This is a genomic window from Actinoplanes sp. NPDC023936, from assembly GCF_040639325.1.
Classification (GTDB): domain Bacteria; phylum Actinomycetota; class Actinomycetes; order Mycobacteriales; family Micromonosporaceae; genus Actinoplanes.
Genome location: NZ_JBEZZR010000003.1, coordinates 124,512 through 149,216, shown reverse-complemented (window position 1 = coordinate 149,216; position 24,705 = coordinate 124,512). Strand labels below are relative to the sequence as shown.

Here is a 24,705-nt window from a genome sequence, read left to right as displayed (position 1 = left end):
CGTCACGCCTGCTGACTGAACTGGACAGCGGTGAAGAGCAGGCCGGCCGTCACCAGCCCGGTGGTCAGCACCGTGGCGACGGCCGCCGTGTCCAGGCCCACCCCGCGCCGGTCGGCGAACAGTTTCGCGGTGACCACCGCGAGCACCGGGCAGACCAGCAGCACCAGCAGCGCCACCACCGGCGCGGCCTGTTGCCAGTCCCCGCCGGCCGCCGCGCCGGTCTGCCGCAGAAGGGTGTTCCCGATCACCCCGAGCACGCCGCCGGAGAACCCGAGCAGCCCGAAGAGCACCTGGGTGCCGCCGGTGAGCGGCCGTGCCGGAGCGGTGTACTTCACCCGGGTCTCCACCTCGTCCAGGTAGTCCTGGGCGTCCCGCTCGGTGCGCTGCCGGGGGATGCTGGCCGGCGGCAGGGTCCGTCCCCAGCGCTCGGCGGCCGGGCCGACCCGGTGCACGAACTCCGACCAGAGCCCGGCCGCGCGGGCGTCCACCGCCTCCAGGGCGCGCTGCGCCTCGCGGACGGCGGCCCGCGCCTCGCGTACCTCGTCCTCGGTGGCCCGGACCGCCTCGGACGCGGACGCGGCCCGCTCGGCGTGCCACCGCTCGGCTTCCTCGCGCAGCCCGGCGGCGCGCTGGTCCAGCGTGGTGAGACGGCGCAGGACGGTACGGTAGTCGGCCCGCTCGAAGTCGGACGGCTGCAGTTCGCTCATGAGGTTCCGTAAGGGATGATGACCTCGGCGCCCCGGTGCACCGAGCGGTCGAAGTGCAGGGCTCGCCACGGGCGCGGGTACCAGTTCGGCGCCCCGGTGCCCGGGTAGTACGGCGCGAGCTCGCTGCCGTGCACGTCCAGCGCCACCCAGGCGCCGATCGGGTCGGTCCGGGAGGCCTGCCCGCCCAGGCTGTCCCGCAGCAGACCCGCCCCGCGCCACCAGCCCAGCACGTGCAGGCGCCGTTCCGGGCCCTGCCGCAGCACGGTGCGCAGCTGATCGGCGGCGGTCCGGCCACCGGGCAGCGCGTCCGCCGCGTAGATCAGGATGAAGTGCGGCCGGTCCGCCGGCCACGCGGCGGTCGCCTCGGCGGCGGCGTCCTCCAGCAGCCAGTCCACGTTCTCGGTGTCGTACCAGCCGCACTCCGGCAGGCGGGCGTGCAGCGCCTCGGCGGCGGCCCGGGCGTCCTGGTCGAGACAGACCACCGAGAACCGGGCGCCCTCCGGCGGGAACTGGGCGGCCAGCGAGCGGCCGGCGGTGGCGAGCACCGCGCAGGCCTCGTCCACCCGGGTGCCGAGCACGGCCAGGTTGCGGCCCGGCGCACGGCGCAGCACGGTACGCGCGGAGCGTGCCGTCACGTCGATGGTCTCGCCGAGCAGGGCGATCGGGGCGGCCGGCGACTCGGACGCCCGCAGCCCCCGGAAGTCCGGGCTCTCCGCGAGCCGCGGCACCACGTCGCCGTCGAAGAGCCGGGGCGGCCCCAGCTCGGCCGGCCGCCGGCGCCAGAGCCGGTGCTGCAACGCGCTCCACTGGTCCCGGTCGCCGGCGGCGGGCACCCGCACCACCCGGTTCGCCTCGGCGGCGCCGGAGTCGGCGTTCACCACGGCGTGGTACCGGGGCAGCGTGTCGGCGGCGTTGTTCTGCTCGGCGAGCACCCGGCGGGCCTTGGGCAGGGCGATCCGCAGCGAGAACTGGGCGACCAGCGCGGGACGGCCCCAGAGCGCCTCGATGCCGGAGATGTCCTGGCTGGCGAGGACCAGGTGGATGCCCTGCGAGCGGCCCCGCCGGGCCAGGTCCTCGAGCAGGTCGACGGCTTCGGCGGCGACCGCGTCCCGGCCGGCGAGCAGCACCTGGAACTCGTCGACCACCGCGACGATCCGCGGCCACGAGCCCTCCGGGTCCTCGGCGCGCAGCTCGGCCAGGTTCGTCACCTCGTGCTGTTTCGCCGCGTCGGCCCGCCGGCGCAGCTCACCGCTGAGGAACCGGAGCAGCGCGAGCCCGAACTCCCGGTCGGTGTTGACGTTCACCCCGACCAGCCGGACGTGCGGCAGCCAGCTCGGGTCCCGCCGGCCCGGCGCGAACCGGGCGAACGACACGCCCTCCTTGAAGTCGAGCAGGTAGAACGCCAGCTCCTCGGGGGAGTAGCGGGCGGCGAGCGCCCCGAGCCAGGCGTAGATGAAGTTGGTCTTGCCGGTGCCGGACGGCCCGGCGATCAGCGCGTGCGGCGGGTAGTCGCTCAGCGTCACCTGCACCGGCGAGCCCTGCGGGCTGTCGCCGAGCGGCGCGGTCAGCGCGGCCGCCGAGCTCTGCCGCCACTCGTCGCCGGGCTCCGGCAGCAGGCTGTCCAGCGCCACCGGGGCGGGACCGGCGGCGACCGTCTCGGCGATCTGCCGGCAGGTCGCGGTGACCAGTTCCGGCCACGGGCCGCGGTCCAGGCGGACCGGCAGGTCACCGGCCCCGGAGACGCGCGCGTCGTCACCGGCGGCCGCGTGCACGAACTCGATGCCCGGCCCCGGATCGACGGCGATCCCGCGGATCACCAGGTGCACCCCGCAGGCGGCGCCGGAGCGCAGCAACCGGTCCAGCTGGGAACGCTCGTGCCGGGACAGCTCCGGCGCGCCGAGCAGCACGGCCACCCGCCACGGCTCCGGCCGCCGCTTGGTCGCCGCGTGCAGCTCGCGCAGGGACGTGTACTCACCGGCGAGGACCTTCTCGTTGATCCGGCGCACGTGGCCGACCAGGTCCTCCAGCAGACCGGGCAGCTCGCTCGGCCCGGAGAAGGTGAGCACGCCCGCACCGGCGAGCGGGGCGAAGCCGGCCAGTCCGCCACCGAGGTGCTCGGGGTCGTACCCGATGATCCGCACCCGGCCGGGCTCGCTGGTCCCGAGCGCGCGCAGCAGCAAGCTCGCGACCAGCTCGTCGGCGAGCCGGTCGTCGCCACCGATCACGATGTGCCCGTGGTCGAGCAGCGGGACCAGCGCCGGCACCTCCGGCGGGTCGGCCACCTCCGTCGCCGGGCCCTCTGGCGCCAGGCCGTCCGCCGCCGGGCCCTCCGGCGCCGGTTCCCGCGGCGTGCCCGGCGCGGTCGCCCACGGACCGGTCTCGGCCCGCCGGGTGCGCTCCGGGTGCGGTATCGGCGCCTCCGGCAGCAGCAGCCGGCCCACCCGCAGCTCGGCCGCCCGCGGCAGCGGGGTCGGCTCCCAGCTGTGCCAGGGCTCGCCGGCCGCGCCGGGCGCGGCCCGGTCCGCCGCCGCGGCGGCCGCTCCGGCGAGCGCCGCCAGCTCGGTGTCGTGCCACTCGTCGATCTCGGAGATCCGCTCGTCCCGCGCCGCCGCGAGCTTCCGCCGCCGGGCCGTCACGGCGCCGGTGACACGACGGCGGCGCTCGTCCGCGGCGGCCGCCGCCTGCTGGGCGATCTCCAGCGCGGTCTGCGCCGCCCCGAGCGCGTGCGAGAGGCCGGCCCGGATCTCCATGACCCGCTGCTTGGTGGATTCAGCCATTTCCTACCATTTTGGGAAGCGGGGGTTTGTTCATCGACGGTCCTCGTCCGCCTCGGTCGGCCGGCGCACCGGCTCCGGTGCGTCCGGGTTCAGGGCCGCGGCGTCCCGGCCGAGCCGCGCGAGCAGCACCCCGGTCAGCACGCTCGCGGTCACCGCGTTGTCGGCGGGGTGAGGGCTGCCCGCGGGGTGCCCGCTGCCCGCCGGATCCGTGGCCGGGTCCGCCGCCGTGCCGCCGCGCGGCTGCTCCTTGACCGGCGCCCGGCAGATCCGGCCGATCAGCGTCTCCAGCACCGCCGGGGGCGTGCCCGGCAGCAGCGCCCGCACCCGGGACTCGGCCGCGCTGCGCAGCCGGGGCACGTCCTCCGGGCGCGGCTCGTGACCGAGCAGGTCGCCGGCGAGGCGGTGCAGCACCGGCGCGGTCACCGCGGACAGGCCCAGCCCGGTCGACGCGGTCACCGCGTGCAGCTCCCGGCCGAGGCGGGCGCGGTCGCCGGCCCGCACCCCGGCGGCCACCCGCCGCAGCAGCTCGGGCGTGCCGGTCTGCTCCGGTGGCTGCTGTTTCTCCGGGGCGGGCTCGCCGGTCAGCTGTGCGACGCGCTGCTGCCACCAGGGGCCGAGCGCCTCGGGCTTCTCCGCCGGGCCGGGCGCCTCCGCCGTCGGGCGGTCGTCCTCGCGCAGGGCGGCCCGCCACTCCTGACCGGGCGCGGCCCCGGGCGTCCCGGCCAGCCCGATCGCCGCCAGATAGGCCTCGATCGCGTCCTGCGTGGCCCGCAGGGCCGCTGCCGCGCGTTCCGCGTGCTCGGTGGCATTTCCCAGCATCGGTACGCCCAGATCGTCGACGGACTGCTCGCGAACCCAGTTCAGAATCTCGGTGGCGTTGCGCAGTCGTTCCATCGCGGCCGTGACGAGGCCGGTGGGTAGCTCGTCCGACGTGGCGCGAAGCTGGGCGCCGAGCTCCTGCAGCAGCGACATCGCGTCAGAGCTGCGCCGTGTAGGTCTGTGCCTGCTCGACTGCCACGAACGTCGCGCCCAGGCACTCCTCCAACTGCTGATCCGCTTGCGAGAGTGAGGCGTGCGCCGCGCCGACCAGGTCGCTGGCGCTGCCGTCGAGGGCCGCCGCGAGGCTCTGCTGCGCCTCGCCGATCCGCTGCCGAGCCGCCTCGATCGCCGCCTGGCCCTCGGAGACCTGCTGAAGAGCGGCGTCCACGGCAGCTCTGACTTCGGCGACACTGGCCACCCGTGCAGCCTCCTGTACGAAACTCTTGCTTGCTGTGCAGCCTACCGCCCGATTCTCGCCCGGCCGTCCTCGGATGCCCCAATTTGGCAGAGCCCGGGGTATCCGGTGTTCGGTGTGGACGTAGCGCCGGACGAGCGATCCGCCCTGGTGATCGCCGCGTCCATTGTGGATCATGGCGTGTTCCGGGGCGTCGCCGGGGCCCCGATAGATCCACTCGCCCGTGGCACACGCCCGCCCGCACAGTGTGCTGACGTGGGGCGCGCCCCGCACCTGGAGTCCCCACGGTCCCGACACCACCACCACGCGTGTGGAGTTGGGGTTCGCTCCGCGCCCTATTTCCACACGCTGCGGGTGTTCCGGTTGTGCGTGTGGAGTTGGGGTTCGCTCCGTGCCCTATTTCCACACGCTGGGGGTGTTCCGGTTGTGCGTGTGGAGTTGGGGTTCGCTCCGCGCCTGAACTTCACACGCGGATGGGTCAGCGGGGGACCGCGGACGGGCCGCGCACCTCGGCGCCGAGCGCCGTCACCCGCTGCCGCAGGCCGCGATCGGCGGTGACCACGACGACCCGGCGGCCGGACGCCGCGGCGGCCAGCTCGACGATCGTGTCGTCGCCGGAGCCGGCGGCGCGGACGACCCGGACCGGGCCGGGACCCGCCGGGATGTCGCGCGCCCGGCCCTCGACGACGAGCGCCACCTCGACCGGCCCCGGCAGGTCGGCCAGGCCGGCCGCCGGCACCGTGGCCAGGCTGTCGCGGAGCCGGACGGCCGCGCCCGCCCGGTCGCGCCACCAGCCGTCCGGGACGGAGCCCACCACGTTCGCCCCGTCCACGACGATCAGCGGGACTCCGATCTCGCGGGATATGGGCTCGCGCTCGCCCGGCTCCTGGAACTCTGGTGTCAGAGACCCTGCCGAGGAGGGGGCGGGCTCCGGTGAACTCATGAAGTTGAGCGTACTCCAGTCAACTTTTTCGCCGAATCGGGAATCAGGAGGGCGATGCGAGCGCTGTGATCCCCGGCAACGCCGTTTGTTGCCTGGATCGGCCGGGTAGGCCGCCATCCGCCTGAGTGAGGTACCAGAGAGAAGAGACCCTGATGAGCATCGGACCGTTCGGACCAGCTGGGTCCGGTAGTTGGGACGACCTGTTCGCACGCTTCTTCGGCGCCACCGGAGGTGCCGCCGGTCCGCAGCGGCCGTCGCAGCGTTTCGACATCGCGCGTTACATGAGCAACGACGCCCGGCAGGTTCTCGCCGACGCGGCGCGGCGGGCCGCCGAGCTTTCCGGCGGCGGGAACGCGCTCGCCGATCTGGACACCGACCACCTGCTCTGGGCCGTGCTCCAGCAGGAGCCGATGAAGCAGACCGTGCGCCGCGCCGGCACCGACCCGGTCGCGCTCCTCACGGAGCTGGACACGCAGGCCAACAACGAGGTCGCCCGCACCGCCGCCGCGAACCGTCTCGCCGACATGGGCGCGGCCGGCCGGGAACTCCCCGAACAGGTCGCACTGACCCCGGCCGCCAAGCGCGCGCTGCTGGACAGCCTGCAGATCTCCCGGGCCGTCGGCGCCTCCTACATCGGGCCGGAGCACATCCTGATGGCGCTCGGCCTGAACACCGACTCCGCGGCGGGACGGCTGCTCGCCGGCCGGCTCGACCCGCGCACCATGCCGCACCCGGAGACCACAGCGGGCTCCGGCGGGGGCGGTCACCAGCCGCACCAGAGCAACCCGAACACGCCGACTCTGGAGCAGTTCGGCGTGGACCTCACCGAGTCCGCCCGCCGCGGCGAGATCGACCCGGTGATCGGGCGTGCCGACGAGATCGAGCAGGCCGTGGAGATCCTCTCCCGGCGTACCAAGAACAACCCGGTCCTGATCGGTGAGGCCGGCGTCGGCAAGACCGCGATCGTCGAGGGCCTGGCCCAGCGGATCGTGGACGGCGACGTCCCGCTCACCCTGCAGGACAAGCGGGTCATCCAGCTCGACCTGGCCGGCCTGGTCGCGGGCACCCGCTACCGGGGCGACTTCGAGGAGCGCCTGCGCAAGGTGATCGAGGAGATCCAGTCCTCCGGTGACGGCCTGATCGTCTTCCTCGACGAGATCCACACCCTGGTCGGCGCCGGTGGCGGCGGCGGCGAGGGCGGCGGCATGGACGCGAGCAACATGCTCAAGCCGGCGCTCGCCCGCGGCAAGCTCCGCGTGATCGGCGCGACCACCCTCGACGAGTACCGCAAGAACATCGAGAAGGACGCCGCCCTGGCCCGCCGGTTCCAGCCGGTCCTCGTCGGCGAGCCGTCGGTCGAGGACACCGTGGCGATCCTGCGCGGACTGCGGGACAACTACGAGGCCCACCACCAGGTACGGATCACCGACGAGGCGCTGGACGCCGCCGCGGTGCTCTCCGACCGCTACATCACCGACCGGTTCCTGCCGGACAAGGCGATCGACCTGATCGACCAGGCCGGCGCGCGGGTGCGGCTGCGCACCAAGACGCCGGACGCCGGGCTGCGCGAGCGGGAGCGCCGCCTCGAGCAGCTGTCCCGGGACCGCGACCAGGCGGTCGCGGCCGAGATGTACGAGCGTGCCTCCGCGCTCCGCGACGAGATCAACGCGCTGAAGGAGCAGATCTCCAGCGCCGGCGTCGGCCCGGACGGGGTGCCGCAGGTGACCCAGGACGACATCGCCGAGGTGGTGTCGCGGTCCACCGGCGTGCCGGTCGCGCAGCTCACCGAGGCCGAGCGGGACCGCCTGCTCCGGCTCGAGCAGCACCTGCACGAGCACGTCATCGGCCAGGAGGACGCCGTCGAGGCGGTCGCCGAGGCGGTCCGCCGCTCGCGGGCCGGACTGGGCGACGAGGACCGGCCGGTCGGCAGCTTCCTCTTCCTCGGCCCGACCGGTGTCGGCAAGACCGAGCTGGCGCGTTCGCTCGCGGAGGCGCTGTTCGGCGAGCCGGACCGGATGATCCGCCTGGACATGAGCGAGTTCCAGGAGCGGCACACCGTGTCGCGGCTGGTCGGCGCCCCGCCCGGCTACGTCGGCTACGACGAGGCGGGACAGCTGACCGAGGCGGTGCGGCGGCGTCCGTACAGTGTGGTGCTGCTCGACGAGATCGAGAAGGCCCACCCGGACGTCTTCAACATCCTGCTCCAGGTGCTCGACGACGGCCGTCTCACCGACAGCCAGGGCCGGACGGTCAGCTTCAAGAACACCGTCCTGATCATGACGTCGAACCTCGGTTCGGACCTGATCAGCGGCTCGACCCGCAGCGTCGGCTTCGGCGCGGCCGACAACGGCCGGTCCGCCGACGACGAGCTGCGTGACCGCCTCGACCGCCGGCTCAAGGAGTCGCTGCGGCCGGAGTTCATCAACCGGATCGACGAGATCATCATCTTCCGGCAGCTGGAGACCGCGCAGCTGCACAAAATCACCGAGATGATGCTCGACGAGACGCGCCGCCGCCTGCACGCCCAGGACGTCCAGATGGAGATCACCGACGCGGCCGTGGACTGGCTCGCCGACCGTGGCTTCCAGCCGGAGTTCGGCGCGCGCCCGCTGCGCCGCACCATCCAGCGCGAACTCGACAACCGGCTGTCCAGGATGCTCCTCGCCGCCGACCTGGCGCCGGGCCGCAGGGTCCGCGTCGGCGTCGCCGACGACAAGCTGACCTTCGAGGTGGAGTCCTCGGTGGCAGCCCACTAAGGCAAGTGCACGGAAGGGGCCGGAGCTGACGCTCCGGCCCCTTTTGCGTTCCCGCCGCCGCGTTCCCGCCGCCGCGTTCCCGCCGCCGCGTTCCCGCCGCCGCGTTCCCGCCGCCGCGTCCGCTGCCGCCGCGTCCGCTGCCGCCGTCGCCTCCCCCTGCCGCCGTCGCCTCCCCCTGCCGCCGCGATCTTGGAGGGTTGGGTTCGGACGTTGTTGGACGTCGTTGTGGAGTTCGCCAAGATCGGGGAGAGGTGGCGGGGAGAGGTCGTGGGGCGGGGAGCGGTATACGCGGGCCGTGGGGGGACGCCGGGGCCGGCGGCGGGTCGCGCCGGCGGGAGGGGCGTCAGTCAGGGGAGGTGGCGGGACGGGGGGAAGTGCGGGGGCGGCGGTGCGCGTACCCGATCAGGCTGCTGCCAACTGGGTGGGTACCGGTCCGATGCCGCTGAGGTCGGGGTGGGCGGCGACCCACTTGACGTAGTTCTCGTTGCGGGCGATGACGTCCTGGTACGCCTCGGTGGCCATCTGCATGAGCTTGGGCGCGCTGCGGGCGGCCGGGGACTCGGGGTGCCAGCCGACGGCGATGCGCCAGCGCAGGGGGGCGCCCTTGAGCGGGCGTGAGGTGAGGCCGACCGGTGGACGGAAGGTGGGCTGGCAGAGGCCGACCGCGAGGCCCAGCTCGACCATGTCGACGCAGGCCCGGGGGTCGGTCTCCAGGACCTTCTTCGGTGCGAAGCCGGACCTGGCGCAGGCCGCGGCGAAGCAGTCGGCGAAGCAGCCGTCGCCGGCGCCGGCCACCCACTGCTCGGCGGCGAGGTCGGCGAGGTCGACCTCGGGCTCGCCGGCCTGGGGGTGGTCCTCGCGCAGCAGGGCGCAGACCGCGTCGACCGCGACGGTGTTCCAGACCAGGCCGTACTCCGCCGAGGGCAGGGCGTCGCCGCAGACGCCGACCTGGGCGTAGTCCAGTTTGCCGGCGAGGACCATGGTGGCCAGCTCGTCCACGTAGTACGACGCGTGGGTGGAGATCTGGGCGTCCGGCTGGGTCACCGAGAGGCGGTGCAGCAGGTGGGCGACGACCGGGCCGCCGATGGCGCCGATCCGGTACCGGGTCATCAGCATGTCGTCGCCGCCTGCTGCCAGGCGTGCGGCCTCGTCCTGCAGGCCTTTCATCGCGGGCAGCAGCACCCTGGCGCGGGAGAGCACCAGTTCGCCCAGTGCGGTCGGGCGCGCGCCGCGACGGTCCCGGTCGAAGAGCGGGCCGCCGAGGGTCCGCTCGATGCGCTGTAGTTGCGCGGTGAGCGCCGGCTGGGCGAGGCCCAGTTGCGACGCGGCCTTGGTGACGCTGCCGGTCTCCGCGATGGCGCAGACCACCTTCAGATGCCGCAGCTCCAGGTTCATAGCGTGACGTTAGGACCAAGACACGATTTAACGCTAGCCCTGTGAGCGGGGGAAAGATCGGCAACCTGTGACAAACGTATTAACGAACATGACAAAATGTACGAATCGCCCGCTCGTTACAGATCGCGCGTATATGTGGTACGTGCGGTGACGACATCGCGGACCTTGTCGACCACCCCGACGAGCGGGTCGACGACCTTGTTCCACGGTGGCGTCGACGGGGTCGCCGGGTGCGGGCGGGTCGGCGCGGCCTCCGCGGCCGTCTCCATCCGGTTGCCGAGCCGGACCAGATCGTCGGACGGGACCATCTGCTCCAGCATCGGCAGCAGCTCCTCGGCGTCGGCCGCGACGTGCCGGCGGATCGCCGCGGCGGCGTCGGTGATCGAGCCGTCCTTGAGCAGGTTCAGCAGCGCCTGGTCCTCGGCGAGCTCGCGGTCGGCCAGGTCGTCGCCGCCGGGCACCGCGGTGCGGATCGCGGGGTAGAGGTACTGCTCCTCGGCGCAGAGGTGCCGGGAGGCCGTGGCGACGAGGACGGAGGCGAGCTTCTTGTCGCCCGGATCGGTGTCCAGACGGGTGATCAGGTCGAGGAGCTCCCGGTGCTGCTTGTTGACGATATCGACGATGCTGCGCCCGGGAGTCTCACCGCCGGTCGGCGGCAGCGGGGGAAGATTCACTTCTGACACGGCCGCCAAGTTCCCCGTCCGGATCGTTGTTACACCTTGCTGGTATGAAGGGCGGATGGACACCACCGCCGTGGACGAGGTCGTCGGCCTCTGCCGTGACCTGCTGCGTATCGACACCACCAACACCGGGGACCCGCGGACGACCGTCGGCGAACGCGTCGCCGCCGAGTACGTCGCCGAGCGCCTCGACGAGGTCGGCATCGAGACCCGGCTGCTGGAGTCCGCGCCGACCCGGGCCAACCTGATCGCCCGGATCCCCGGCGCCGACAGCTCCCGCGGCGCGCTGCTCGTGCACGGCCACCTCGACGTGGTGCCGGCCGACGCCGGCGAGTGGTCGGTGCCGCCGTTCGCCGGCGAGGAGAAGGACGGGTACCTCTGGGGCCGCGGCGCTGTCGACATGAAGGACTTCGACGCGATGGCGCTCGCGGTGGTCCGCGAGTGGAAGCGGACCGGGTACGTCCCCCCGCGTGACATCGTGCTCTGCTACACGGCCGACGAAGAGGCCGGGATGGAGTACGGCTCGCAGTGGCTGGTGCGCAACCACGCCGACGCGTTCGAGGGCGTGACCGAGGCGATCGGTGAGGTCGGCGGGTACTCGTACACCGTCAACGACGACCTGCGCCTCTACCTCGTGCAGACCGCCGAGAAGGGCCTCGACTGGCTGCGCCTGCACGCGCACGGCCGGCCCGGCCACGGCTCGTTCATCCACGACGACAACGCGGTCACCGCGCTCGCCGAGGCGGTCGCCGCGGTCGGGCGGCACCGGTTCCCGACGGTCGTCACGCCGACCGTGCGGCAGTTCCTCGAACAGGTCAGCGAGGCCCTGCACATCGACCTGAACCCGGACGAGCCGGAACTGGCCATCGCGAAACTCGGCCCGATCGCCAACCTGATCGGCGCGACCATCCGGAACACCGCGAACCCGACCCGCCTGGAAGCCGGTTACAAGGACAACGTGATCCCCGGCAAGGCGTCCGCCACCATCGACTGCCGGACCCTGCCCGGACAGGCCGACTCCTTCCTCGCCGAGCTGCGCGACATCATCGGGCCGGACATCGAGATCGAGCACGTGCACCAGCAGTCGGCCGTCGAGACCAGCTTCGACGGTGACCTGGTCGACGCGATGGGTGCCGCGCTGCGCGCCGAGGACCCGGGTGCGCGTACCGTGCCGTACCTGATGTCCGGGGGCACCGACGCCAAGGCCTTCGCCACCCTCGGGATCCGCTGCTTCGGCTTCGCGCCGCTGCGGCTGCCCCCCGACCTCAACTTCAGTGCACTGTTCCACGGCATCGACGAGCGGGTCCCGACCGAGGGGCTAAAGTTCGGCGTGCGTGTGCTGGACCGACTGCTTCGAAACAGCTGAATCCGGAAGGAACCAATTTCGATGACCGACCAGAATGCGGAGCTCGACGCCGCCCTCGAAGCTGTGATCGAGGCGGCCCGGGCGCACCTCGCGGCCGTCAAGGCAGCCGCCGGCCGCATTGACGACGACGACGTGTGGCAGGCGTACGTCCACCTGAACAACACCTCGTACGCGTACGACGAGAAGCTGCTCGACGCGTTCGGCGAAGTCACGCCGTGGGACGTCGAGTCGATCGACCCGGACGAGGCGGACCAGCGGTTCGGGATGGCCGGCGCGGGGGCGGACGGCGCGGCCGACGACCCGTACGACCAGGTGATCTCGGTCCGGCAGCGCCGTGACTACCGGGTGCCGAGCGTGGCCGCCCTGCTGAAGGTGGCCGAGACCGCCCGCCGCGGCGCGGTGCCGGAGGACGAGGACGCCGGACCGGTCGAGTCGGTCGGCGAGGCCGTGCTGGAGCTGCTCCAGGCCGGCGACGGCTCACTGGCGTCGCTGGACGTGCCCGAGCTGGAGCCGCTCGACGGCCTGCTCACCGTCACCGAGGTGACGGCGCCGCTGGACCTCGAGGCGTTCGACGACGCGGACGGGGCCGGTCCGTTCGCCCCGGCCGAGGGCGACCAGCTGGTCGGGCGCCTCGACGAGCACCCGTTCCTGCCCGACGACGAGGACGACCACAACCATGCCTGATGGCCTCGCTCCGCTCGGCGGGCGTTTCGCCCCTGAGAGTCGATGACGAGAGCACCGGAAACGACCACGCTTCGCTAGTCGTTTCCGGCACTCTCGTCATCGACGGGCGAAACGCGACTCCGGTTGCGCAGCGACGGCGTGGCCTCGGTTGCACAGCGACGGCGTGGCCTCGGTTGCGGCGACAGCCCGGCCTCAGTAGCTGAGGCCGGGCTGTGGGTTGCCCGCGAGCCGGCGGCGGAGCATGACCTTCCGGGTTCCGTCGGCGAAGAGCTGGACCCGGGCCAGCTCCCATCCGGAGAACTCCGCCTGAATCGCGAGCTGCGCCGCGGCGGTCAGCCGATCGACATTCGAGGGCAACCGCAGCGGCGCGTATTCGTAGTCCATGACCTCTAATATGCGTCAGCCACCAGGGCGGCCTCAAGCTTCTGGATAGCCTGTTCCCTCACGTTCCGGGTACCCCACGTCGATCGCCGACACGTCGTCCAGCGCGGTAGCGATCTCGGCCGGCAGCACCAGTTGCTCGCTGCGCAGAGCGCCCTGCAACTGCCCCGCGGTGCGGGCGCCGAGGATCGCCGACGCCACACCGGGCCGGTCCCGGATCCAGGCGAGGGCCACCTCGAGCGGGGAGACGCCCAGCCCGCCGGCCGCTATCACCACCGCCTCCACGATGCTCGAGCTGCGCGGCTCCAGGTAGGTCCGCACGAACGGCGCCATGTGCTCGGAGGCGGCCCGGGAGTCCAGCGGCCGGCCGTTGCGGTATTTCCCGGTGAGCACGCCCCGGCCCAGCGGCGACCAGGCGAGCACCCCGAACCCCAGCGCCGCGGCGGCCGGCAGCAGCTCGCGCTCGATGCCGCGCTCCAGCAGCGAGTACTCCATCTGGGCGGCCACGATCGGGGCGCGTCCCGGGTACGCGGACTGCCACGTCGCCGCCCGTGCGGTCTGCCAGGCCGCGAAGTTGGAGACCCCGACGTACCGCACGCGGCCGCTGGTGACGGCGTGGTCCAGCGCGGCCAGGGTCTCCTCGAACGGGGTCTGGCCGTCGTAGCCGTGCACCTGCCACAGGTCGACGTAGTCGGTGCCGAGCCGGCGCAGCGACGCGTCCAGCGAGCGCAACAGGTTGCCCCGCGAGCCGTCCCGGGCACGCCAGCCGCGCGGGGTGAGCCCGGCCTTGGTGGCGATCACCACCTGGTCGCGGGGCACGAGGTGGTCGAGCAGCGAGCCGATCACCGACTCGGCGTCGCCGTCGCCGTACACATCGGCGGTGTCGATCAGCGTGCCGCCGGTCTCGAGGAACAGCTTCAACTGGGCGGCCGCGTCATCGGGGTCGGTGTCACGGCCCCAGGTCATGGTGCCGAGCGCGAGCCGCGAAACCGCTAGCCCGCTTCGGCCGAGCGGTCGCTGGTGCATGAGTGAACCTTATTCAGACCTCGCACTTCGCGAAATGGCCGAGCACCCGCGTGGCGCGTCGGTTACCGGACGGAAATATGCTTTGCGGCGAAGACCACCATCTCGGGAGGGCATGTGCGGCTCGGACTCAACCTCGGCTACCAGACGGCGTGGAGCACACCCGCTGACCATCTCGCGATGGCACAGGAGGCGGATCGCCTCGGATACGCCGTGGTGTGGGCCGCCGAGGCGTACGGCTCGGACGCCGTGACCATGCTGGCCTGGATGGCCGGGCAGACGCAGCGGATCGACCTGGGCGCCGCGGTCATGCAGATCCCGGCCCGCACGCCGGCGATGACCGCGATGACCGCCGCCACTCTGGACACGCTCTCCGGTGGCCGGTTCCGCCTCGGCCTCGGGGTGAGCGGCCCGCAGGTCTCCGAGGGGTGGCACGGCGTGCGGTTCGCCAAGCCGCTGGCCCGGACCCGGGAGTACGTGGACATCGTGCGGATGGCCCTGGCGCGGGAGCGGGTCGCCTACGACGGTGAGCACTACCGGCTGCCGCTGCCGGACGGCGCGGGCAAGGCGATCAAGCTGGGCTTCCACCCGTACCGCTCGGAGATCCCGCTCTACCTGGCCGCGGTCGGCCCGAAGAACCTGAAGCTGGCCGGCGAGATCGCGGACGGCTGGCTGGCGATCTTCTTCGCGCCGGACATGGCGGGGGAGTACATCGAGCAGATCGGCCCGAAACCGGGTTTCGACATCGCCCCCACGGCCCCGGTCGTGGTCGGCGACGACCTGGCCGCGTGCGCCGACGTGATCCGCTGGTACGCCGCGCTCTACATCGGCGGCATGGGCAGCCGAGAGCAGAACTTCTACAACCAGCTGGCGGTCCGGATGGGCTACGCGAAGGAGGCGAAGCTCGTCCAGGACCTCTACCTGAACAAGCAGGTCGCCGAGGCGGCCGCCGCCGTCCCGCAGGAGTTCATCGAGCGCACCTCGCTGATCGGCACCAAGGAGCGGATCCGGGACCGGATCCGCGAGTACGCGGCGGCCGGCGTCGGCACGCTGTCGGTCAGCCCGTACGTGGGCGACCTGGAGGACGGCATCCGGACGCTGCGCACTGTCGCCGAGGCGTTCGAGGAGTCCGGCGTCTGATGGCCACCGTTCTGTTGCTCCGGCACGGCCGGACCACCGCCAACGCGACCGGTGGGCTGGCCGGCCGCCGGCCCGTCGAGCTCGACGACACCGGCCGCGACCAGGCCGCCCGGGTCGGCGAGCGGCTGCGCAAGCTGCCGATCGTGGCGGTCGTGACGAGCCCGCTGATCCGCTGCCGGCAGACCTTGGAGATCGCGCTGCCGGACGCCGTCCACGAGCCCGAGGAGGGCTTGATCGAGTGCGGCTACGGCGACTGGGAGGGCCGGCCGCTGAGGGAGCTGGCGAAGGATCCCCTCTGGCCGGTCGTCCAGCAGCACCCGAGCGCGGTGGTGTTCCCGAACGGCGAGGCCATGTCGGACATGTCCGCCAGGGCGATCAAAGCCGTGAAGAAGTGGGACGAGCTGGTGACCCGGGAGCACGGCCCGGAGGCGGTCTGGGTGGCGTGCAGCCACGGCGATGTGATCAAGGCCATCGCGGCCGACGCGCTCGGCCTGCACCTGGACCAGTTCCAGCGGATCGTGGCCGATCCGGCGTCGATCACCGCGATCCGCTATACCCCGACCCGCCCTTTCCTGGTGCGGCTCAACGAGACCGGGGACCTGGCCTCGGTCGTACCCCCGAAGCAGGTCGACAGCGACGCGGCGGTCGGCGGAGGCGCCGGAGGTGGCACCGTTTGACGACGCTGCGTGACCGATGGATAGCCGCAGCGTGCAGGGCGTTGCGCCCTCGGCGAACCGGCCTGGACGACCCGCGCGGTTGCCGTCGCGGATGGCTAGGGTTGTCGGTATGACCCACCAAGTGCATGCCTTCGAGCCGCCGGAGCGGTTCGTCGCCGGGACGGTGGGCGAGCCGGGGGACCGCACGTTCTTCCTCCAGGCCCGCGGTGGCGGCCGGGTGATCAGCGTGGCGCTGGAGAAGGTCCAGGTGTCACTGCTCGCCGAGAAGCTCGAGGAGCTGCTTCTCGAGGCCAACAAGCGCTTCGGCGTGAGCCTCCCGGACGGCGTTCTGCCGGCCGTGCACGACAACGAGCCCCTGGACACCCCGGTCGACGAGGAGTTCCGCGTCGGCACGCTGGGCCTGGCCTTCGACGTCGACACCAGCACCGTCGTGATCGAGGCGATCGAGGCCAGTGAGCCGGAGACCGACCTCTCCGGCGGCCCGCTCGACGACGACGCCGACGAGGACGACGACGCCGATGAGGACGACGACGAGCCGGACGACGACCTCGATCGCCTGCGGGTGCGGCTGACCCCCGAGGCGACCCGGGCGTTCATCGACCGCGCGCGCCGGGTGGTCGCGGCCGGGCGTCCGCCGTGCCCGCTCTGCGGCCAGCCGCTCGACCCGGCCGGCCACCTCTGTCCCCGGCACAACGGTTACCACCGGTGACGGCGGAGCCCACGGCGGTGCTGGCCGAGGCCGACGCCCTCGAACTGCTCGGCCGGGGCGCCATCGAGATCGAGGGGCGTCTCGTCGACGCCTCCAACACCACGCTGCGTGCCGAGATCAGCCTGGGCGGGCTGACCCGGCGCTGTGTCTACAAGCCGGTCCGCGGCGAGCGCCCGCTCTGGGACTTCCCGGACGGGACGCTCGCCGGCCGGGAGGTCTCGGCCTACCTGGTGTCCCGCGCGACCGGCTGGGACCTGGTGCCGCCGACGATCCTGCGCGACGGGCCGCTCGGCCCGGGCGCGCTGCAACTCTGGATCGACGAGCCGTCGGAGGTCGACGGGCTGATCGGTTTCGTCCCGGCCTACGACGTGCCCGAGGGCTGGCTCCCGGTCGCCGCCGCCCGTGACGACGACGGCGACGCCTACGCCCTCGCGCACGCCGACGACCCCCGCCTGGCCCGCCTCGCGGTCTTCGACGCGGTGATCAACAACGCCGACCGCAAGGGCGGCCACGTGCTGTACCCGTCCACCGGCGGCGTGCACGGCGTCGACCACGGCGTCAGCTTCCACGTGGAGAACAAGCTGCGCACCGTCCTCTGGGGCTGGACCGGCAAGCCGCTGTCCGGCGAGGCCGTCGACGTGCTCACCAAACTCGGCGCCGACCTCGCCGGCCCACTCGGCGAGGCCCTGGGGGAGCACCTGACGCTCTCCGAGGTGCAGCATGTCCGCCTGCGCGTGAAAAGGTTGCTGCGCGCCGCACGCTTCCCGCAACCCCCCACGGACTGGCCGGCCATCCCCTGGCCGCCCATCTGACAAACCCCATTCGGGTACGCGTCCCGGCCCTCCCCACCCGCACCAACCCACGTGAGCGTGTTGAGTTGGGGTTCGCTCCGCACCCGAAATGCACACGCCTGGCTGGTTCCACGTGAGCGTGTTGAGTTCGGGTTCGCTCCGCACCCGAAATGCACACGCGGGGCTGGTTCCATCCGAGCGTGGTGATTTCGGGCGCGTTCGGTGCCCCGGGAACCACGTGCGCGCTGTCCGGCCGTACCCCATCGGGGGTGACGAGGTTTAGGTCACGCGGTGGGCCATGTCGGTCATCGCCTGGATAGGCTCCGAGCATGGATGCTTGGACCGGCCATGACGTGCCCCGCCTGCCGGACACCCCGGGGCGACCGCCGCTGCGGCTCTACGACACGGCGCGCGGCTCGGTCGAGCCGAGCACGCCGGCGGGGACCGCGACCATGTATGTCTGCGGGATCACCCCCTACGACGCCACGCATCTCGGGCACGCCGCCACGATGATCGCGTTCGACCTGGTGAACCGGATGTGGCGGGACGCGGGCAACGACGTCGACTACGTGCAGAACGTGACCGACATCGACGACCCGCTGCTGGAGCGCGCGGCCCGCGACGGCGAGGACTGGATCGTCCTGGCGATGCGCGAGACCGCGCTCTTCCGGGAGGACATGGAGGCGCTGCGGATCATCCCGCCGGCGCACTACGTGGGCGCCGTCGAGTCGATCCCGCGCATCGTCGAGCACGTCGTGGAGCTGGTGGGCAAGGGCGCGGCCTACCGTCTCGAGGACGGCACCGGTGACGTCTACTTCGACATCACGTCCGCGCCGGACTGGGGTTACGAGTCGCACCTCTCGGCCGCCGAGATGCGGGTGCTCTCCGCCGAGCGCGGCGGCGACCCGGACCGGGCCGGCAAGCGTGACCCGCTCGACCCGCTGCTGTGGCGCGGCGCCCGCGAGGGCGAGCCGGTCTGGGACGGCGGCGAGCTCGGTCCGGGACGCCCCGGCTGGCACATCGAGTGCGCCACGATCGCGCTGGGGCTGCTCGGCGACACGATCGACGTGCAGGGTGGCGGCAGCGATCTGCTCTACCCGCATCACGAGTGTTCGGCCGCGCACGCCGAGGTGCTCACCGGCGTCGCGCCGTTCGCCCGGCACTACTCGCACGCCGGCATGATCGGCCTGCAGGGCGAGAAGATGTCGAAGTCCAAGGGGAACCTGGTCTTCGTGTCCCGCCTGCGCGGTGACGGCGTCGACCCGATGGCGGTGCGGCTCGGGCTGCTCTCCGGGCACTACCGCAGCGACCGGGAGTGGACCGACGAGGTGCTCAAGGAGGGCCTCGAGCGGCTGGCCCGCTGGCGCCGCGCGGCGGCCGCGGCGTCCGGGCCGTCCGGGGCCGGGCTGCTCGGCGCGGTCCGGGAGGCGGTCGCCGACGATCTGGATGCTCCGGCCGCGCTCGCCGTGGTGGACGCGTGGGCCGAGGCGGCGCTCGCCGGCGCCGGCGACGACACGGAGGCGCCGGCCCTGATGGCCCGGACCGTGGACGCGCTGCTCGGTATCCGCCTCTAGGCGCGCTTTTCGACAAAGGCCCCCGTTCGCGGGGGCCTTTTTGTTTTCCCGGCCCCTTCCGTTCGCAGGGTAGGTGGCCCCCGCGGCGACCCTAGACGCCCCTGACCTGGTACGTAGCGAGAATCAATAAAAAATGCACCATTGTTCTTTTGTCACGGAAAATGCGCGCAATGCGGATCGCGAGAGGCAAGACTGAGTCCGGTCATAACATCTCTGAAGGGAAGAATCATGCGTCGTACGGCTCTGTTCCTCGGGGGTCTCGTCCTGGCCGCCGGCTCGAGCCTCGCGCTCTCCGGCCCGGCCCTCGCCACCGACAGCACGGCCCAGCGGGATGCCGGCGCCACCGCCGTCGTCCGCACCGCCGACTGGCCCTACCCGGGCCCGTACGCCCACTACTACCCCGGCCACGGCTACGTGGGGTACAGCTCCCACTACTGGCTCGGACTGGGCTTCAACTTCCACGTCGGCGGCGGCGGCCACTACTACCCGGGTTACGGCTACGGGTACTGGTACTGGTAGAGACTCGGCACCAACAGGAACATCACAGGCCCGGGACGCCGCCGCGTTCCGGGCCTGACCCGTTCCCGGCCCGGACCAGTCCCGACTCGTACGCGTAGACGACCGCCTGCACCCGATCCCGCAGCCCCAGCTTCATCAGCACCCGCGCCACGTGGGTCTTCACCGTCGCCTCGCCCACGATGAGCGCCGCGGCGATCTCACCGTTCGACATGCCCCGGGCGATCAGCCGCAGCACGTCCGTCTCCCGCGGTGTCAGATCACCGAGCTCGGGCGGCGGCACCGGGCCCGGCCGTCCCGCGAAGGCCGCGATGACCCGGGTGGTGACCGCCGGGTCGAGCAGCGAGTCCCCGGCCGCCACCACCCGGATCGCGGTGATCAGATGCTCCGGGGACGACACCTTCAGCAGGAAGCCGCTCGCGCCGGCCCGCAGCGCCCGATGCAGGTTCTCGTCGGTGTCGAACGTGGTCAGCACGATGATCCGGGGCGGGTCGGCGTCGGCGAGCAGGGCCCCGGTGGCGGTCAGGCCGTCCTGGCGGGGCATCGCGATGTCCATCAGGACCACGTCCGGACGCATCCGCCGGACCAGCGCCACCGCCTCCGCGCCGTCGCCGGCCTCACCGATCACGGTCATGTCGGGCTCGGTCTCGATCACCATGCGCAGGCCGGCGCGCACCATCTTCTGATCGTCGGCGACGACTACCGTGATGCTCATCGGGGCGCCCTTCTCCGTGGGTGCCCGCTGTCACGGCTCATCGGGGCGCCCTCGCTGCGACGGCTCATCGGGGCAGCCTCGCCGTGATCGCGAAGCCGCCGCCCGGGCACGGCCCGGCGGTCAGCTCGCCGCCGAAGAGGGCGGCCCGCTCCCGCATCCCGATCAGCCCCTGCCCGCCGCCCGCCGGCGCCGCCGCGACCGGCCCGTCATTGACCACCGAGAGATGCACCCCGTCCCCGCGATAGGCGATGCCGACCGTCACCCGCACCGGCCCGGCGTGTTTCAGCACGTTGGTGAGCGCCTCCTGGACGATCCGGTACGCCGAGAGATCGACAGCGGGCAGCAGCGGCGCCGGCGTTCCCTCCCGGCGCACCGACACGGTCAGCCCCGCCTCCCGGACCTGGCCGATCAGCTCGTCCAGGCGGTCCAGCCCGGCCGGCGGCAGCACCGCGTCGGTCTCCTCGCCGCGGAGCAGGCCCAGCGTGCGGCGCAGCTCGCCGACCGCGTCCCGGCCGCCGGACTCGATGCTGCGCAGCAGGTCGTGGTCGACGTCGAGGCCGGCCTCCATCCGGCGGCGCACCACCCCCGCCTGGATCACCATGACGGTCACGCTGTGCGCCACCATGTCGTGCAGCTCGCGGGCGATCCGGACCCGTTCCTCCATGATCGCGTCGTGCGCCTGCTGCTCGCGGAGGTCGGCGAGCGCCCGCGCCGACTCCGCGCTGCGCCGGGCCTGGGTCGCCACGCCCAGCCCCAGCAGGTAGGGCGCGATCGGGAAGAAGATGTCGGCCATCGGATCGCCGGGGTTGAAGCTGAAGTACATGACGAAGGTGAACGCGACGGCCGCGATGCCACGCTTGTCGGACGGCCGTTCGCGGCCCACCGTGTAAGAGATGATCATCATCGAGACGACCTGCCAGAGCCGGAAGTTCACGGTCTTCTCGGCGTCGATGGTCGCCTCCACGTAGAACACGTGGATCGCGGCCAGGGCGTTCGCGACCATCGCTAGCAGCGGGATCCGCCGGCGGAACAGGATCAGCAGGGTGAAGCCGGCCAGGGCGTAGGGCCACCAGCCCCCGGGCATCCGGATGGTGAACTCCTCGAAGAGCGCGAAGACGGCGAACGCCGCGGCCACCGCCACGTCCGACCGCTTCACGCTCACGCTCACGTCACGACGGTAGGGGTTGGACGGTGCGGCGCGGACCCACCTCGGGGATGACTCGCGGATCCCCCGTGCGGGGGAGAACCGATCATTCCGGGTACGGGTGACGACGGGTCCCGGCCTTCCTAGCGTCCGATGACATGTCTACCAAGGATTTCCTCGGCGCCGCCTGCCTCGTCACGGCGCCCGTGCTGCTGGCCGTGGCGACCGGAGTCGACCCGGCGCTCGGTCTCACCGAGGGCTACGGGATCTACCGGCAGCATCCGGACGGCGTGCTGGCCCATGCGATCCTGCTGCACTGGGCATGGGTTCTGTTCGTACCGGGTCTGCTCGCTCTTCTCGCACCCGTCCGCCGGCGCGGCGCCGTCCTCGCCCGGATCGCCTGGATCGCGGTGATCATCGGACTGACCACGTTCTCCGCGCTGATGGCGAACGACTTCGTGCTGCTGGCCCTGGAACAGACTCTGCCGGACGCCCAGGTGGCGGCGGTCGACGAGCGTTTCCGGTCGCTCGGCGTGACGGTCGCCGGCTGGCAGTGGCCGGGCCTGATCGGCTGGGGACTCGCGCTGGTGCTCACCCCGATCGCCGCGGCGCGCGGTGGCGTGATCGGCTGGTGGACCGCCGGGGCCGCGCTGCTCGGCACCGGCCTCTACTTCGCGTTCGCCATCTCACCGGTCCCGCTCTGCCTGCTCGGCCCGCTCGTGATGACCGGCGCCTACGCGACGGCCGCCGCGCGCCTGCTGCGCCCACGACCGGAGTCGGCATTGGCATTGGCATCGGCATCGGCATCGGTCGAGCCGGACACCTTCGGCGCCTTCCGGCGCCGGTTCGGCCTGGTTGCCCTGTACGCGGCCCCGCTCACGTTCGCCGCCGGAATGGCCACCGTCCCGGACCACACCGGTGACATCACCGAGTCCCTGGCGGCGCCGGTGCAGACCCAGATCAGCGCGTTGCTCCTGCACCTGGGCTGGCTGCTGTTCATCCCCGCGGTGCTGCTCCTCGCCGCACCCGGCGCGCCCTCGCGGGCAGGCGCGCCCTCGCGGGCAGGCGCGCCCTCGCGGGCAGGCGAGTCCTCGCGGGCGGGCACGTTCACCAGGGTGGCCGCGACGATCACGGTCATCGCGCTGATCAACTTCAGCGGGCTGATGGTGGGCGACAGCGCCGACCTGGCCGCCCACCAGGTCCTGGACGAATCCACCGCGACGAGGGTGAGCGACACTCTGGGCGGATATCCGGCGTTCACGTTCGGCTGGGCGCTGCCCGGCATGGCCTTCAGCCTGCTCGGCCTGATCGCGGTGGCCGCCGGCGCGGCCGCGAGCCGGACGGTCCGCTGGCCGGGGGCGGCCCTGGTGGCGGCCGGCATCGTGGCGTTCCTGACCCTGGGGCTGGGCCCGATCGGCGTGACCGGCCCCCTCCTGCTGCTGGCCGGCTGCGCCCTGATGGCCCACGACCTGAACCGTCCCGCCGCCCTGCCCACCCCGGCCCCGGCCGTCCCGGCCTGACCCGTCCCGGCCTGACCCGCCCCGGCCACCGCCGGGTCAGAGCAGCTCGGCGTCGTGGACCAGCAGGGCTATCTGGACCCGGTTGTTCAGGTCGAGTTTGGTCAGCAGCCGGGACACGTGACCTTTCACGGTCGGCACGCCCATGCCCAGATCACCGGCGATCTCGGCGTTGGAACGACCGTGGCCGACCAGCACCGCGACATCGGTCTCCCGGCCGGTCAACTCGGCGAGCCGGGCTCGTGCCCGGGCCCGCCGGTTGCCGGCCGCCGGGTCGGCCACGTGGTCGATCAGCTGCCGGATCGCGGTGGGGGAGAGGATGGCGGCCCCCGACGCCACGGTGCGCACTGCTTCCAGGATCTCCCGCGGCGGCGTGTCCTTCAGCAGGAACCCGCTGGCCCCGCCGCGGAGAGCCTCCAGCACATACTCGTCCACGTCGAACGTGGTCAGCACGATCACCTGCGGCGCGTTCGCCCGGCCGCGGATGCGCCGGGTGGCGACAAGCCCGTCGACCCGCGGCATCCGGACGTCCATCAGGATCACATCGGGCCAGTGCGCCTCGGCGGCGGTCACGGCCTGCGCCCCGTCGCCGGCCTCACCCACGATCTCGATGTCGTCGGACCCGCCCACCAGAATCCGCAGACCGGCCCGCACCAGCGGATCGTCATCCACCAGAAGCACCCGAATCGGTCGCGCCCCGCCGGTCACCCCAGCGTCGATCGCCCCCGGACCGGCCGCCCCCGGACCGGCCGCCCCAGTGCTCAACCCGGCGGTCACCTCGGCCACGGCAGCTCCGCCTCCAGCCGGAACTCGTCCTGCTCCCTGCCGAACCGGACGGTCCCGCCGGCGAGCGCCACCCGCTCCGCGATGCCGACCAGACCGAGGCCGTCTCGCGGGGCGGCTGCTCCACCCGTACCCGCAAGGGGGTTGATGATCGTGATGCGCAGGCCGTGCCCGGCGGCACCCCGCACGCGAACCGACGCGGCCGGCCCGGACCCGTGCCGGTGCGCGTTGGTGAGGCCCTCCTGGATGATCCGGTAGGCGGTGCGCCCGAGCACCACCGGTGGCCCGTCGGCCGCAACCGCGCTCGTGAAGTCGACGCTCATCCCGGCCTCGCGCACGCCCGCCACCAGGTCCGGAAGGTCACCGAGACCGGGCTGCGGCGGCTCCGGACGGCTGCGTGCCACCCCGACGACCGCCCGCAGCTCGTCGAGGGCCTCGTGCGCGCCGGTCCGGATCGCCCCGGCCGCGATCGACAGCTCCTCCGGGGAGACCGTCCCGCGCACCTCGAGAGCGCCCGCATGCAGGCTGATCAGCGACATCCGGTGCGCGAGGACGTCGTGCATCTCCCGGGCGATCCGGGCCCGCTCGGTGAGTTTCGCCTGGTCGGCGCGGAGCTGCTGCTCGGCCTCGAGCCGGGCCGCCTGCTCGCGCAGCGAGGCGGTGAGCCGCCGGTACGCCTGCGTGAACAGCCCCCAGCCGAGCGCCGCCACGGTGACCACGCCGCGCATCGCGAAATCCACCCAGATGTCGAAGGCCGGACTGTCGTGCAGCAGGAAGTAGAGACCGGCGGTGGCCACGTTGAGCGCGCCGAGCAGGAGCGCCACCCGCGGGCGCAGCCGGATCGCCGCGGTGAAGAGCGCGATCAGAATCGGACCGGTGGCCATCACCGAGATCGCGCCGAGCGGCAGCAGGGCCACCGTCACGCCGAGCGGATGCCGGCGCCGGACCAGCAGCGCGGCCGCGGCGGCGACACCGATCGCCACGTCGGCCGGGAACGGCAGGAGAGCGCCCGGATCGGTGGCGTCGCCCAGCACCACCATGACCGACCCGTAGGCCAGCGCCAGGACGATCGCGATGCCGTCGGCGAGCCGGTCCCGGTGACCGGTGTCGCCGGTGTCCGGCACCAGCAGCGCGAAAAGCATCTCCGAAGCCTAGAAGCCGGGACGGCCGCCGAACACCTACCAAAGTATCGC

General features: G+C 72.7%; 23 protein-coding genes. 10 read left to right on the top strand and 13 right to left on the bottom strand.

Annotated elements, in window-relative coordinates:
• Positions 1-2: 2 nt before the first annotated feature.
• From AB0F72_RS05225 to AB0F72_RS05205, 5 genes are all read right to left on the bottom strand, one after another.
• On the bottom strand, positions 3-707 hold the full coding sequence (locus AB0F72_RS05225; protein ID WP_360425428.1) for a hypothetical protein: 705 nt from the start codon (positions 705-707) through the stop codon (positions 3-5).
• Positions 704-3,484: an FtsK/SpoIIIE domain-containing protein gene (locus AB0F72_RS05220; protein ID WP_360425425.1), complete on the bottom strand. Its 2,781-nt coding sequence runs from the start codon at positions 3,482-3,484 to the stop codon at positions 704-706. Before AB0F72_RS05220 ends, AB0F72_RS05225 begins: the two co-directional genes overlap by 4 nt.
• Positions 3,485-3,514: 30 nt before the next feature.
• Positions 3,515-4,456, bottom strand: coding sequence for a hypothetical protein (locus AB0F72_RS05215; protein ID WP_360425422.1), 942 nt, complete (start codon positions 4,454-4,456; stop codon positions 3,515-3,517).
• A gap of 4 nt (positions 4,457-4,460) precedes the next feature.
• Positions 4,461-4,721 (bottom strand): hypothetical protein, encoded by a 261-nt coding sequence (locus tag AB0F72_RS05210; protein WP_014445512.1) that lies wholly within the window; start codon positions 4,719-4,721, stop codon positions 4,461-4,463.
• A 475-nt stretch (positions 4,722-5,196) separates the two neighbouring features.
• Entirely contained in the window at positions 5,197-5,661 is a 465-nt protein-coding gene (locus AB0F72_RS05205; RefSeq protein ID WP_360425419.1) for a hypothetical protein, read from the bottom strand.
• A 152-nt stretch (positions 5,662-5,813) separates the two neighbouring features.
• Between AB0F72_RS05205 and AB0F72_RS05200 the strand changes: the two genes are divergently transcribed.
• Positions 5,814-8,417: an ATP-dependent Clp protease ATP-binding subunit gene (locus AB0F72_RS05200; RefSeq protein WP_360425416.1), complete on the top strand. Its 2,604-nt coding sequence runs from the start codon at positions 5,814-5,816 to the stop codon at positions 8,415-8,417.
• Positions 8,418-8,819: 402 nt separating this feature from the next.
• On the opposite strand, the gene AB0F72_RS05195 is transcribed toward AB0F72_RS05200, so the two are convergent.
• Both AB0F72_RS05195 and AB0F72_RS05190 read right to left on the bottom strand, forming a co-directional pair.
• The gene (locus AB0F72_RS05195) at positions 8,820-9,812 is read right to left on the bottom strand and encodes a LysR family transcriptional regulator (RefSeq protein WP_360425414.1); all 993 of its coding nucleotides are present in this window, start codon (positions 9,810-9,812) and stop codon (positions 8,820-8,822) included.
• A gap of 116 nt (positions 9,813-9,928) precedes the next feature.
• The gene (locus AB0F72_RS05190) at positions 9,929-10,495 is read right to left on the bottom strand and encodes a hemerythrin domain-containing protein (RefSeq protein ID WP_360425411.1); all 567 of its coding nucleotides are present in this window, start codon (positions 10,493-10,495) and stop codon (positions 9,929-9,931) included.
• 55 nt (positions 10,496-10,550) lie between these two features.
• Here AB0F72_RS05190 and AB0F72_RS05185 point away from each other — a divergent pair, with 55 nt between their 5' ends.
• Together AB0F72_RS05185 and AB0F72_RS05180 are read left to right on the top strand one after the other, a co-directional pair.
• Complete coding sequence (locus tag AB0F72_RS05185) at positions 10,551-11,858, top strand: M20/M25/M40 family metallo-hydrolase (protein WP_360425409.1); 1,308 nt, start codon at positions 10,551-10,553, stop codon at positions 11,856-11,858.
• A gap of 21 nt (positions 11,859-11,879) precedes the next feature.
• Positions 11,880-12,542 (top strand): hypothetical protein, encoded by a 663-nt coding sequence (locus tag AB0F72_RS05180; protein WP_360425406.1) that lies wholly within the window; start codon positions 11,880-11,882, stop codon positions 12,540-12,542.
• A 192-nt stretch (positions 12,543-12,734) separates the two neighbouring features.
• Here AB0F72_RS05180 and AB0F72_RS05175 read toward each other — a convergent pair whose 3' ends face one another.
• Both AB0F72_RS05175 and AB0F72_RS05170 read right to left on the bottom strand, forming a co-directional pair.
• Positions 12,735-12,926 (bottom strand): DUF5703 family protein, encoded by a 192-nt coding sequence (locus AB0F72_RS05175; RefSeq protein WP_360425403.1) that lies wholly within the window; start codon positions 12,924-12,926, stop codon positions 12,735-12,737.
• A 33-nt stretch (positions 12,927-12,959) separates the two neighbouring features.
• On the bottom strand, positions 12,960-13,949 hold the full coding sequence (locus tag AB0F72_RS05170) for an aldo/keto reductase (protein WP_360425401.1): 990 nt from the start codon (positions 13,947-13,949) through the stop codon (positions 12,960-12,962).
• 114 nt (positions 13,950-14,063) lie between these two features.
• Here AB0F72_RS05170 and AB0F72_RS05165 point away from each other — a divergent pair, with 114 nt between their 5' ends.
• The 6 genes from AB0F72_RS05165 to AB0F72_RS05140 all read left to right on the top strand — a co-directional run bounded on the left by AB0F72_RS05165 (position 14,064) and on the right by AB0F72_RS05140 (position 19,356).
• Positions 14,064-15,086 carry an LLM class F420-dependent oxidoreductase gene (locus AB0F72_RS05165; protein ID WP_360425398.1) on the top strand — a complete coding sequence of 341 codons (1,023 nt, stop codon included), beginning with the start codon at positions 14,064-14,066 and terminating at the stop codon, positions 15,084-15,086.
• Positions 15,086-15,763, top strand: a complete 678-nt coding sequence (locus AB0F72_RS05160; RefSeq protein ID WP_360425395.1) for a histidine phosphatase family protein — start codon at positions 15,086-15,088, stop codon at positions 15,761-15,763. The genes AB0F72_RS05165 and AB0F72_RS05160 overlap by 1 nt, the downstream gene beginning before the upstream one ends.
• 109 nt (positions 15,764-15,872) lie before the next feature.
• Positions 15,873-16,472 (top strand): DUF3090 domain-containing protein, encoded by a 600-nt coding sequence (locus tag AB0F72_RS05155; RefSeq protein ID WP_360425392.1) that lies wholly within the window; start codon positions 15,873-15,875, stop codon positions 16,470-16,472.
• Positions 16,469-17,284: an SCO1664 family protein gene (locus AB0F72_RS05150; RefSeq protein ID WP_360425389.1), complete on the top strand. Its 816-nt coding sequence runs from the start codon at positions 16,469-16,471 to the stop codon at positions 17,282-17,284. The genes AB0F72_RS05155 and AB0F72_RS05150 overlap by 4 nt, the downstream gene beginning before the upstream one ends.
• A gap of 308 nt (positions 17,285-17,592) precedes the next feature.
• Positions 17,593-18,837: a cysteine--1-D-myo-inosityl 2-amino-2-deoxy-alpha-D-glucopyranoside ligase gene (mshC, locus tag AB0F72_RS05145; RefSeq protein ID WP_360425386.1), complete on the top strand. Its 1,245-nt coding sequence runs from the start codon at positions 17,593-17,595 to the stop codon at positions 18,835-18,837.
• A 228-nt stretch (positions 18,838-19,065) separates the two neighbouring features.
• Positions 19,066-19,356: a hypothetical protein gene (locus AB0F72_RS05140; protein ID WP_360425384.1), complete on the top strand. Its 291-nt coding sequence runs from the start codon at positions 19,066-19,068 to the stop codon at positions 19,354-19,356.
• Between the two features lie 22 nt (positions 19,357-19,378).
• Here the strand turns inward: AB0F72_RS05140 and AB0F72_RS05135 are convergent, their stop codons facing one another.
• Together AB0F72_RS05135 and AB0F72_RS05130 are read right to left on the bottom strand one after the other, a co-directional pair.
• Complete coding sequence (locus AB0F72_RS05135; RefSeq protein ID WP_360425381.1) at positions 19,379-20,068, bottom strand: response regulator transcription factor; 690 nt, start codon at positions 20,066-20,068, stop codon at positions 19,379-19,381.
• 64 nt (positions 20,069-20,132) lie between these two features.
• Positions 20,133-21,236 carry a histidine kinase gene (locus AB0F72_RS05130; RefSeq protein ID WP_360425378.1) on the bottom strand — a complete coding sequence of 368 codons (1,104 nt, stop codon included), beginning with the start codon at positions 21,234-21,236 and terminating at the stop codon, positions 20,133-20,135.
• Between the two features lie 134 nt (positions 21,237-21,370).
• Between AB0F72_RS05130 and AB0F72_RS05125 the strand changes: the two genes are divergently transcribed.
• Positions 21,371-22,732 carry a hypothetical protein gene (locus AB0F72_RS05125; protein ID WP_360425375.1) on the top strand — a complete coding sequence of 454 codons (1,362 nt, stop codon included), beginning with the start codon at positions 21,371-21,373 and terminating at the stop codon, positions 22,730-22,732.
• Positions 22,733-22,768: 36 nt separating this feature from the next.
• Here AB0F72_RS05125 and AB0F72_RS05120 read toward each other — a convergent pair whose 3' ends face one another.
• Together AB0F72_RS05120 and AB0F72_RS05115 are read right to left on the bottom strand one after the other, a co-directional pair.
• A complete protein-coding gene (locus tag AB0F72_RS05120; RefSeq protein ID WP_360426041.1) occupies positions 22,769-23,449 on the bottom strand; it encodes a response regulator transcription factor in 681 nt (226 codons plus the stop codon).
• Between the two features lie 53 nt (positions 23,450-23,502).
• Positions 23,503-24,654, bottom strand: a complete 1,152-nt coding sequence (locus tag AB0F72_RS05115; protein WP_360425373.1) for a histidine kinase — start codon at positions 24,652-24,654, stop codon at positions 23,503-23,505.
• Positions 24,655-24,705: the final 51 nt, after the last annotated feature.

Excerpts from the sequence above, each read along its gene's own strand:
- AB0F72_RS05135 (WP_360425381.1), bottom strand. The coding sequence starts at position 20,068 with ATGAGCATCACGGTAGTCGTCGCCGACGATCAGAAGATGGTGCGCGCC.
- AB0F72_RS05160 (WP_360425395.1), top strand. The coding sequence starts at position 15,086 with ATGGCCACCGTTCTGTTGCTCCGGCACGGCCGGACCACCGCCAACGCG.
- AB0F72_RS05155 (WP_360425392.1), top strand. The coding sequence starts at position 15,873 with ATGACCCACCAAGTGCATGCCTTCGAGCCGCCGGAGCGGTTCGTCGCC.
- AB0F72_RS05200 (WP_360425416.1), top strand. The coding sequence starts at position 5,814 with ATGAGCATCGGACCGTTCGGACCAGCTGGGTCCGGTAGTTGGGACGAC.
- AB0F72_RS05125 (WP_360425375.1), top strand. The coding sequence starts at position 21,371 with ATGTCTACCAAGGATTTCCTCGGCGCCGCCTGCCTCGTCACGGCGCCC.
- mshC (WP_360425386.1), top strand. The coding sequence starts at position 17,593 with ATGGATGCTTGGACCGGCCATGACGTGCCCCGCCTGCCGGACACCCCG.
- AB0F72_RS05180 (WP_360425406.1), top strand. The coding sequence starts at position 11,880 with ATGACCGACCAGAATGCGGAGCTCGACGCCGCCCTCGAAGCTGTGATC.
- AB0F72_RS05225 (WP_360425428.1), bottom strand. The coding sequence starts at position 707 with ATGAGCGAACTGCAGCCGTCCGACTTCGAGCGGGCCGACTACCGTACC.
- AB0F72_RS05115 (WP_360425373.1), bottom strand. The coding sequence starts at position 24,654 with ATGCTTTTCGCGCTGCTGGTGCCGGACACCGGCGACACCGGTCACCGG.
- AB0F72_RS05140 (WP_360425384.1), top strand. The coding sequence starts at position 19,066 with ATGCGTCGTACGGCTCTGTTCCTCGGGGGTCTCGTCCTGGCCGCCGGC.
- AB0F72_RS05170 (WP_360425401.1), bottom strand. The coding sequence starts at position 13,949 with ATGCACCAGCGACCGCTCGGCCGAAGCGGGCTAGCGGTTTCGCGGCTC.
- AB0F72_RS05185 (WP_360425409.1), top strand. The coding sequence starts at position 10,551 with ATGGACACCACCGCCGTGGACGAGGTCGTCGGCCTCTGCCGTGACCTG.
- AB0F72_RS05205 (WP_360425419.1), bottom strand. The coding sequence starts at position 5,661 with ATGAGTTCACCGGAGCCCGCCCCCTCCTCGGCAGGGTCTCTGACACCA.
- AB0F72_RS05215 (WP_360425422.1), bottom strand. The coding sequence starts at position 4,456 with ATGTCGCTGCTGCAGGAGCTCGGCGCCCAGCTTCGCGCCACGTCGGAC.
- AB0F72_RS05220 (WP_360425425.1), bottom strand. The coding sequence starts at position 3,484 with ATGGCTGAATCCACCAAGCAGCGGGTCATGGAGATCCGGGCCGGCCTC.
- AB0F72_RS05175 (WP_360425403.1), bottom strand. The coding sequence starts at position 12,926 with ATGGACTACGAATACGCGCCGCTGCGGTTGCCCTCGAATGTCGATCGG.
- AB0F72_RS05195 (WP_360425414.1), bottom strand. The coding sequence starts at position 9,812 with ATGAACCTGGAGCTGCGGCATCTGAAGGTGGTCTGCGCCATCGCGGAG.